We start from the raw sequence: 8,300 nt of genomic DNA, 5'->3' as shown, positions 1-8,300 counted from the left end.
CGTACTGAATCGGCTTACCGTAACTGAGCTTCAAAGGCCCCACTGGCGACACCCAGCTCAGGCCCAGGCCCATCGAAACCCGCAGCGGATCAGGCAACGTGGGCGTTTGATCGCCCCACACGTTACCGGCATCGAGGTACGCGAAGAAGCGCAGCGTCCGGTCGTTGCCCGCGCCCGGGATGGGCAGATACAGCTCGTTGTTGATGTTAAGGCGCTTGGTGCCACCGGTGTAGCCACCAAGGGCATCCACCGGGCCCAGGGTGCCTTGGTCGAAACCACGCACCGAACCCAGACCACCACCATAGAAGTTCTTGAAGACAGGATACGGACGACCCAGCAGCCCCGTGCCATAGCCGATCTCGGCGTTGAAGGCATAGGTGTACTTTTTGGTAATCGGCCAGTATTGCTGGAGTTGCAGGTTGGCTCGGAGGTAGCGTGTGTCGCCTGCGATGCCCAGTTCGGTGCTGATGCGCTGGTAGCGGCCGGCATTGGGCACCAGCGCACTGTCGCGCCCGTCGCGGGTCCAGCCGATGGTGAGAGGCACGGAGCTGCTCTTTTCGCCGAACTTGGCCACCTGGGTCCAGTAGTTGTTGGGCAGCCCCGTTGTTCCGCTGATCTCGGTGCTTTCGGCACCGATACCGAAGTACACCGTGTCGTATTCGCTGAACGGCACGCCGAAACGGATCGAAGCACCCGGCGTGATGAACTGATATTCCTCGCCCTGGCTGTTGATCGGCTTCTGGGTCCGGTAGTAGACGTCGAAGGCCCGCGAGATGCCGTCGATGGTGAAGTAGGGGTCGACCGCGCTCACCACCAGGGTGCGGGCCGACTTGCTGGTGTTGATGTCGATGCCGAGGTAGTTGCCGGTGCCGAACACGTTGTCCTGCTTCACCGAGGCCGACAGGGCCAGCTTGTCGGCGCTCGAGAAGCCCGCACCCAGCGAAAGGTTGCCGGTGGGCTTCTCGACCACCGTCATGGTCAGGTCGACCTGGTCCGAGGTGCCGGGCACTTCATTGGTCTCTATGCCCACTTCCTTGAAGTAACCCAGGCGGTCGACGCGGTCGCGCGAGAGCTTGATGCGCTGGCCGTCGTACCACGATGATTCGAACTGGCGGAACTCGCGCCGCACCACTTCGTCTCGGGTGCGGCTGTTGCCGGCCACGTTGATGCGGCGTACGTAGACGCGCCGCTGCGGGTCGGCGACGAGCGCCACCACTACCTGCCCCGTCGCACGATCGATCTCAGGGCGGGGGTCGACCCGGGCAAACGCATAGCCATAGGTACCGAACCGGTCGGTGAAGGCCTTGATCGTCTCTGCCACCGACTCGGCGCGATAAGGCTCGCCGGGTCGAATGCGCACCAGCGCCTTGAACTCGTCGTCTTTCCCCAGGTACTCGCCTTCGAGCTTCACAGCCGTGACCGTGTAGGGCTGGCCTTCGTTGACCGTGATGTTGAGGGTGATGCTCTGCTTGTCGGGCGAGATCGCGACCTGCGTCGACTCGACCGTGAACTCCAGGTATCCCCGGTTCAGGTAGTAGGCGCGCAGCGTTTCCAGGTCGGCGGTCAGCTTGGAGCGTGAATAGCGGTCGCCCTTGGTGTACCAGTTCAGCCAGCTGCCGTCGTTGAGGTCGAACAAGCCCTTGAGCGTGCTTTCGGAGAAAGCTTTGCTGCCGAGAATGCGGATCTCGTTGATACGCGACACGCTGCCTTCGGTGACCGTGAAGGTCACGTTGACGCGGTTGCGCTCTTGCGGGGTGACGGTGGTCACCACCTCGGCACCGTAGAGGCTGCGGGTGAGGTACTGGCGCTTCAGTTCCTGTTCGGCGCGGTCCGCGAGGGCTTTGTCGAATGGCAGACCTTCGCCGATGCCGAAGTCCTTGAGGGACTTGAGAAGCACATCCTTCTCGAACTCCTTCAGTCCGACGAAGTCGATGTTGGCAATGACCGAGCGCTCATCGACGATCACCACCACCACGTCGCCATCGACCTCGACGCGCACGTCCTTGAATAGGCCGGTGGCGAACAGAGCGCGCAAGGCGGCCGCACCCTTCTCGTCGTTGTAGGTGTCACCGATGCGAAAGGGCAGCGAGGCAAAGACGGTACCGGCATCGGAACGCTGCAAGCCCTCGACCCGGATGTCCTTCAGAACGAAAGGCGTCACAGCCCAGGCCGAACCGGCGTGCAAGGCAGCAGCAAGCGCCACCGAGAGAACGGTCGGGCGCAGAAAAGGTAAACGGGGGGAGAACGAGACAGGGGCAGTGCGCATGCAGTGATCAGTGCAGGCCCAGGAGGCGGGCCACATCGTTGTAGAGAGCGAGCGAGGTCATCATGAGCATGATGGCCACGCCCCCGCGTTGCAGCCGCTCAAGCCACACATCAGAGGGAGGCTGCCCCGTCACCGCTTCAAAAAGATAATACATCAGGTGTCCACCATCGAGCACCGGGAGCGGCAGCAGGTTGAGCACCCCAAGACTCACGCTGACCACCGCAAGAAAGCCCAGGTAGTACGCGAGGCCCATGCGCACAGATTGGCCCGCGTAGTCGGCAATGGTCAGCGGCCCGCTGAGGTTCTTGAGCGAGGCCTGACCGATCAGCATGCGGCCCAGCATCCGCAGCGTGAGCGCAGATACATCCCACGTTCGCGACACGGCCTGCGACAAACCCTCCCAAGGCCCGTATTGCACAGTCACCATCTCGGGTGCCTTGCCCAGCCCGGCCTCGATGCGGCCGATGCGTTTGTCGCCGTCCACCACCACCGCGGGCTGAACATCGAGATCGACGACGCGTCCATCGCGCTGTACCTGCCAGTGAAGCGGCGCGGCCGAGGTGCGCTCGCCGCTGCCGCGGATCAGTTCGAGCAGGTGCGTGGTGTTGCGTACGACGAGGCCGTCGATGTTGAGCACCACATCCCCTTCGCGCAGGCCAGCCTTGGCTGCGGCACCGCCTGGGCGAACCATGCTGATCACAGGTGCGTCGCCCACATACGGAGCGCCGAGACCAATGCTGCGCATTGTCTTGGCGTCGAGGTCTTTGGCGTCCAGCGTGTCCAGATCGAGCACCGCCACATGCTGGCCACGCCCCTCGCCATCGCTGAGTATCAGGTGCAGACGCTCGCCGCGCAGCACGGCCTGGGTGATCTCCCAGCGCAGGTCGGTCATCGAGCGGACGTCTTGCCACTGCGCGCCGTCGTATGAGAATGCACGCACCCAATCGCCCGACTTCATCCCCGCGCGCTCGGCCAGGCTGTCCGCAATCGGTGCGCCGAAGCGTGCCTTGGGTTCCTCGACACCGATCCAATGCTGCGCCGCGTAGAGAAGAACCGCCAGCAGCAGGTTGGCCAATGGCCCCGCCGCCACCACGGCCGTGCGCTGCCACAACGGCTTGCGGTTGAAGGCCTGCGACAGCTCATTCGGAGCCACCGGGCCTTCGCGCTCGTCGAGCATGCGCACATAGCCGCCCAGGGGCAGCGCGGAGATCACGAACTCGGTACCGCCCGGCCTGGGCTGGCGGCGCCAGATGACCTTGCCGAAGCCCACAGAGAACCGCAACACCTTCACACCACAGGCCACCGCCACACGGTAGTGGCCGTACTCGTGGATGATGATGAGAACACCCAGTGTGAGGATGAAGGCCAGAACCGTGATCATCGTGGTCACGCCCTGGTTAGCAGGCTCTCGGCTGTGCGACGCGCTTCAGCGTCCAGGGCCAGCAACCCGTCGACGGAACGGCACGCATCGGCTGCGGGGGAGATGACGTCCAGGGTGCGTGCATTGACACTGTGAATCTGGTCGAAGCGGATGGTTCCCGCCAAGAAGGCGGCCACGGCAACTTCATTGGCTGCGTTCAACACGGCAGTGCTGCCTTCAGGTCCGCGCAAGGTGTCCCATGCGAGCTGCAAGCCGGGGTAGCGCGTCATGTCGGCCGGCTCGAAGTGCAGGCCAGCCAGGCGCGTGAAGTCGAGGGCCGACGCTCCCGACTCGATGCGCTCGGGAAATGACAACCCGTAAGCGATGGGCACCCGCATGTCGGGCGTGCCGAGCTGCGCCAGCACCGAGTTGTCCCGGCACACCACCATAGAGTGAATGATGCTCTGCGGGTGGATCACCACGCGGATCTGCTCGGGCGACAGGTCGAACAGCCAGCGGGCCTCGATCACTTCGAGTGCCTTGTTCATCATGGTGGCCGAGTCGACAGAGATCTTGCGGCCCATCACCCAGTTCGGGTGGGCACAGGCCTCGTCGGGGGTCACACTCGCAAGGCTGGCAGGATCGCGCTGGCGGAAGGGGCCACCCGAGGCGGTAAGAACAATATGGTCGATGCGCTCATGCCAGGTGCTGCGGTCTTCGGGCAGGCACTGGAAGATGGCCGAGTGCTCGCTGTCGATCGGCAGCAGCGTCGCCCCGCCTTCGCGCACAGCCTGCATGAAGAGTGCACCACCCACCACCAGAGCTTCCTTGTTGGCAAGCATCAAGCGCTTGCCAGCCCGCGCCGCGGCCATGCAAGGCTCAAGCCCTGCCGCACCGACGATGGAGGCCATCACCGCATCGACCTCTGGGTGCGCGGCGATCTGCGAGAGCGCGGCGGCGCCTTCCAGCACTTCGGTGCGCAAGCCGGCCTCGCGCAGACCTTCGCGCAGCTGCTTGGCGTGCACCGCCTGCGGCAGCACGGCAAAGCGCGGCTCAAACTGGACGCACTGGGCGAGCAGGATATCGACGCGCGTGTTGGCGCTGAGGGCCACGACCTCGTAGCGATCACGGTGGCGCGCAATGACGTCGAGCGTGTTGGCGCCCACGCTGCCGGTGGAACCGAGAATGCAGACGCGCTGCCGCGTGGGGATGGAAGAGCGCATGTTCAGAGCGTGCCCAGGGCCATCGCGATGGGAAAGACCGGCAGCAAGGCGTCGACGCGGTCAAGTACGCCTCCATGGCCGGGGAGCAGGCCACTGCTGTCCTTGGCACCGGCGCTGCGCTTGACCAGCGATTCGACGAGGTCACCGACAACACTCATGGCGCTGAGGAAGACCAGAGCAAGCACGAGGCCCGCCACGCCGAGGTGATCGAGCAAGACCGTGAACAGGCTGGCCGAATCGACTTGTGCAAGCTGCCAGTGCCGGTCCGCCTGTATCCAGGCGAAAGCAAGAAGCTGAACCCCGAGCATCCCGCTCCACACGCCCTCCCAGCTCTTGCCCGGGCTGATGGCTGGAGCAAGCTTGCGGCGCCCGAAGGCCTTGCCCCCGAAGTAGGCCGCGATGTCGGCCACCCACACGAGGCAGAAAATCGAGAGGATGAAGTTGATGCCGGTGGCCTTGGCGCTGGACAAGGCGAGCCAGGCCGTCCACACCGCCGCCAGGCCGAGCAGCCAGCGGGCGACACGCGGCAGCGTGTGCCAGGAGCCAGGTCCCACACGCAGCGCCAGCACTCCGCCCAGAACCCACACACCAAAAGCCAGCCACCATGCCACGCTGGGCCCGACCCGAACCCAGCCGGCCAGGAGCGCAAGCCCGCAGGCCACTGCCATCGCAACCCCCATGGCCAATGCCAGCGTCGGAGATGCCGAGTTGAGGCGGGCCCATTCCCAGGCCGCTGCTCCAGCCATCAACAGCATCAGCAAGGCGAACGGCCACGCAACGGGTGCGAACAATGCAGGCAGAAGCAGGGCCAGCATGACCAGGGCCGTGATGATGCGCTGCTTGAGCATGCTCAGGGCCTGACGTTGTTGGGCACGTCGGCTGACGACGCCAGCCCGAAACGTCGATCGCGCTGGGAGTAGTCGGCCAGGGCCGCATCGAGTTGGGCCTCGCCGAAATCAGGCCACAGGCAATCGCTGAAGACCAGTTCCGAGTAAGCCACCTGCCACAACAGAAAGTTGCTGATGCGGACCTCGCCACCGGTGCGGATGAAGAGATCGGGGTCGGGCGCGAAGTTCATGGCCATGAAGCGCGACAGCGTGGCTTCATCGAGCGAAGCCGCCGGTACACCTGCCTCGATGGCCTGGCGACAGGCCTGCACCACGTCCCAGCGGCCACCGTAGTTGAAGGCGACCGAGAGGTTGATGCGCGTGCCATTGCGCGTCGTCGCTTCGGCCTGGTCCAGGGCGGCTCGCACCTTGTCGGAGACCTGCGACAGGTCGCCCACGATGCGCACACGCACGCCCTCGCCCACCATCTTGGCCAGGTACTTGGTGACGGTCACCAGCACCAGGCTCATCAGGCCTGACACCTCTTCGGTGGGCCGCTTCCAGTTCTCGGACGAGAACGCGAACACGGTGACGTACTCGATGCCGCGGTCGGCGCAGGCCTTGACGGTGCGCATCAGCGCATCGACACCTGCCTTGTGGCCGAAGAAGCGCGGCATGAACCGCTTCTTGGCCCAGCGCCCATTGCCATCCATCACGATGGCGACATGGCGCGGGACGCGCTTGGAAGAATCCACGGGAGTCAAGGTTCAGAGGAGACGAGAAATGTGGGCCGCATCAGACGGCCATGATCTCCGCTTCCTTGGCCGAGATCATGCGGTCGATCTCGGCAACCACCCGGTCGGTGAGCTTCTGCACCTCGTCGAGCGAACGACGCTCGTCGTCTTCGGTGATCTCCTTGTCCTTCAACAGCTTCTTGGCCTGGTCGTTGGCGTCGCGGCGCTGGTTGCGCACGGCAACCTTGGCGTCCTCACCGGCACTACGCACCACCTTGGTCAGGTCGCGGCGCCGCTCTTCGGTCAGAGCGGGCATCGGCACGCGCAGCAGATCGCCTTGCGCTGAGGGGTTCAGGCCGAGGTCGGATTCGCGGATGGCCTTCTCGATCTTCGGGCCCATGCCCTTTTCCCAGGGCTGCACGCTGATGGTCCGTGCATCCAGCAGGCTCACGTTGGCCACCTGGCTGATGGGCACCATCGAACCGTAGTAGTCGACCTGCACCTGGTCGAGGATGCCCGGGTGGGCGCGGCCGGTGCGGATCTTCTGCAATTCGTTCTTGAACGATTCGATCGACTTGGCCATCTTCTGCTCGGCCGTCTTGCGAATGTCTGCAATGCTCATGTCAATGATCTCCTGAGATCAAACGTGGACGAGCGTGCCCTCGTCCTCACCCATCACCACGCGCTTGAGCGCGCCCGCCTTGAAGATGCTGAACACCTTGATGGGCAGCTTCTGGTCGCGGCAGAGTGCAAACGCCGTGGCATCCAGCACCTGCAGGTTGCGGGTGATGGCTTCATCGAAACTGACCCGCGAGTACCGCGTGGCAGCAGGGTCTTTCTTGGGATCGGCCGTGTACACACCGTCGACCTTGGTGGCCTTGAGCACGATCTCTGCACCGATCTCTGCACCGCGCAGTGCCGCCGCGGTGTCGGTGGTGAAGAAGGGGTTGCCGGTGCCGGCAGCAAACACCACCACCTTGCCTTCTTCCAGGTATTGCAGCGCCTTCGGGCGCACGTAAGGCTCAACCACCTGCTCGATGGCGATGGCCGACATCACGCGTGCCGTCATGCCTTCTTGGCGCATGGTGTCGGCCAGCGCCAGCGAGTTCATCACCGTGGCCAGCATGCCCATGTAGTCGGCCGTGGCGCGGTCCATGCCAACCGAGCCGCCGGCCACGCCGCGGAAGATGTTGCCGCCGCCGATGACCACCGCCACCTCGCACCCCAGCTGGGTCACTTCCTGGATCTCGCGCACCATGCGGACGATGGTGGCGCGGTTGATGCCGTAGGCATCGTCGCCCATCAGGGCCTCACCCGAAAGTTTGAGCAGGATGCGCTTGTACGCTGGCATGCGGATTACCTCCAGTGAGATGGCTGTCGAGGGTGCGGTGCAGTCTATCCGCGAAGACGGGGCCGGTAAGCCCCTTCACACAGGGCGACGGTGGATCAGGCGCCCTTGGCAGCAGCGACCTGGGCCGCCACTTCGGCTGCGAAGTCGTCGACCTTCTTCTCGATGCCTTCGCCCACCACGTAGAGCGTGAAGCCCTTGACGTCGGTCTTGGCGGCTTTCAGGTGCTGTTCGACGGTCTGCTTGCCATCGGCGGCCTTCACGAACACCTGGTTGAACAGGCTCACTTCCTTCAGGTACTTGGTGATCGAGCCTTCGACCATCTTGGCAACGATGTCGGCCGGCTTGCCCGATTCAGCGGCCTTCAGCGCGGCGACAGAGCGCTCCTTCTCGATCAGCGTGGCGGGCACGTCGGCGGACGACAGCGACACCGGCTTCATGGCGGCGATGTGCATGGCGACGTCCTTGGCGGCAACGTCGTCACCATTGAACTCGACGATCACGCCAATGCGCGTGCCGTGCAGGTAGCTGGCCAGCTTGCC

At 64.4% G+C, this 8,300-nt stretch carries 8 protein-coding genes; all 8 read right to left on the bottom strand.

Features of this window, described 5'->3' with window-relative positions:
* Positions 1 to 2,266: outer membrane protein assembly factor BamA (gene bamA, locus VFL64_RS05005; RefSeq protein ID WP_489539285.1), on the bottom strand; the 2,266-nt coding region annotated here is incomplete at its 3' end.
* A 7-nt stretch (positions 2,267 to 2,273) separates the two neighbouring features.
* Complete coding sequence (gene rseP, locus VFL64_RS05000; protein WP_489539284.1) at positions 2,274 to 3,647, bottom strand: RIP metalloprotease RseP; 1,374 nt, start codon at positions 3,645 to 3,647, stop codon at positions 2,274 to 2,276.
* A 5-nt stretch (positions 3,648 to 3,652) separates the two neighbouring features.
* A complete protein-coding gene (gene ispC, locus VFL64_RS04995; protein ID WP_489539283.1) occupies positions 3,653 to 4,849 on the bottom strand; it encodes a 1-deoxy-D-xylulose-5-phosphate reductoisomerase in 1,197 nt (398 codons plus the stop codon).
* 2 nt (positions 4,850 to 4,851) lie between these two features.
* Complete coding sequence (locus VFL64_RS04990) at positions 4,852 to 5,697, bottom strand: phosphatidate cytidylyltransferase (RefSeq protein WP_489539282.1); 846 nt, start codon at positions 5,695 to 5,697, stop codon at positions 4,852 to 4,854.
* Between the two features lie 2 nt (positions 5,698 to 5,699).
* Positions 5,700 to 6,431, bottom strand: coding sequence for a polyprenyl diphosphate synthase (gene uppS, locus VFL64_RS04985; RefSeq protein ID WP_489539281.1), 732 nt, complete (start codon positions 6,429 to 6,431; stop codon positions 5,700 to 5,702).
* Between the two features lie 40 nt (positions 6,432 to 6,471).
* Positions 6,472 to 7,032: a ribosome recycling factor gene (gene frr, locus VFL64_RS04980; protein WP_489539280.1), complete on the bottom strand. Its 561-nt coding sequence runs from the start codon at positions 7,030 to 7,032 to the stop codon at positions 6,472 to 6,474.
* A gap of 18 nt (positions 7,033 to 7,050) precedes the next feature.
* On the bottom strand, positions 7,051 to 7,761 hold the full coding sequence (pyrH, locus tag VFL64_RS04975) for a UMP kinase (RefSeq protein ID WP_489539279.1): 711 nt from the start codon (positions 7,759 to 7,761) through the stop codon (positions 7,051 to 7,053).
* A gap of 95 nt (positions 7,762 to 7,856) precedes the next feature.
* The coding region (gene tsf, locus VFL64_RS04970) for a translation elongation factor Ts (protein WP_489539278.1) at positions 7,857 to 8,300 on the bottom strand (444 nt) is incomplete at its 5' end.

It is taken from the genome of Rhizobacter sp. (genome assembly GCF_035702065.1).
GTDB lineage: Bacteria > Pseudomonadota > Gammaproteobacteria > Burkholderiales > Burkholderiaceae_C > Rhizobacter.
Note: the sequence above shows the minus strand (reverse complement) of the source record. Positions and strands in the feature narration are given on the sequence as shown.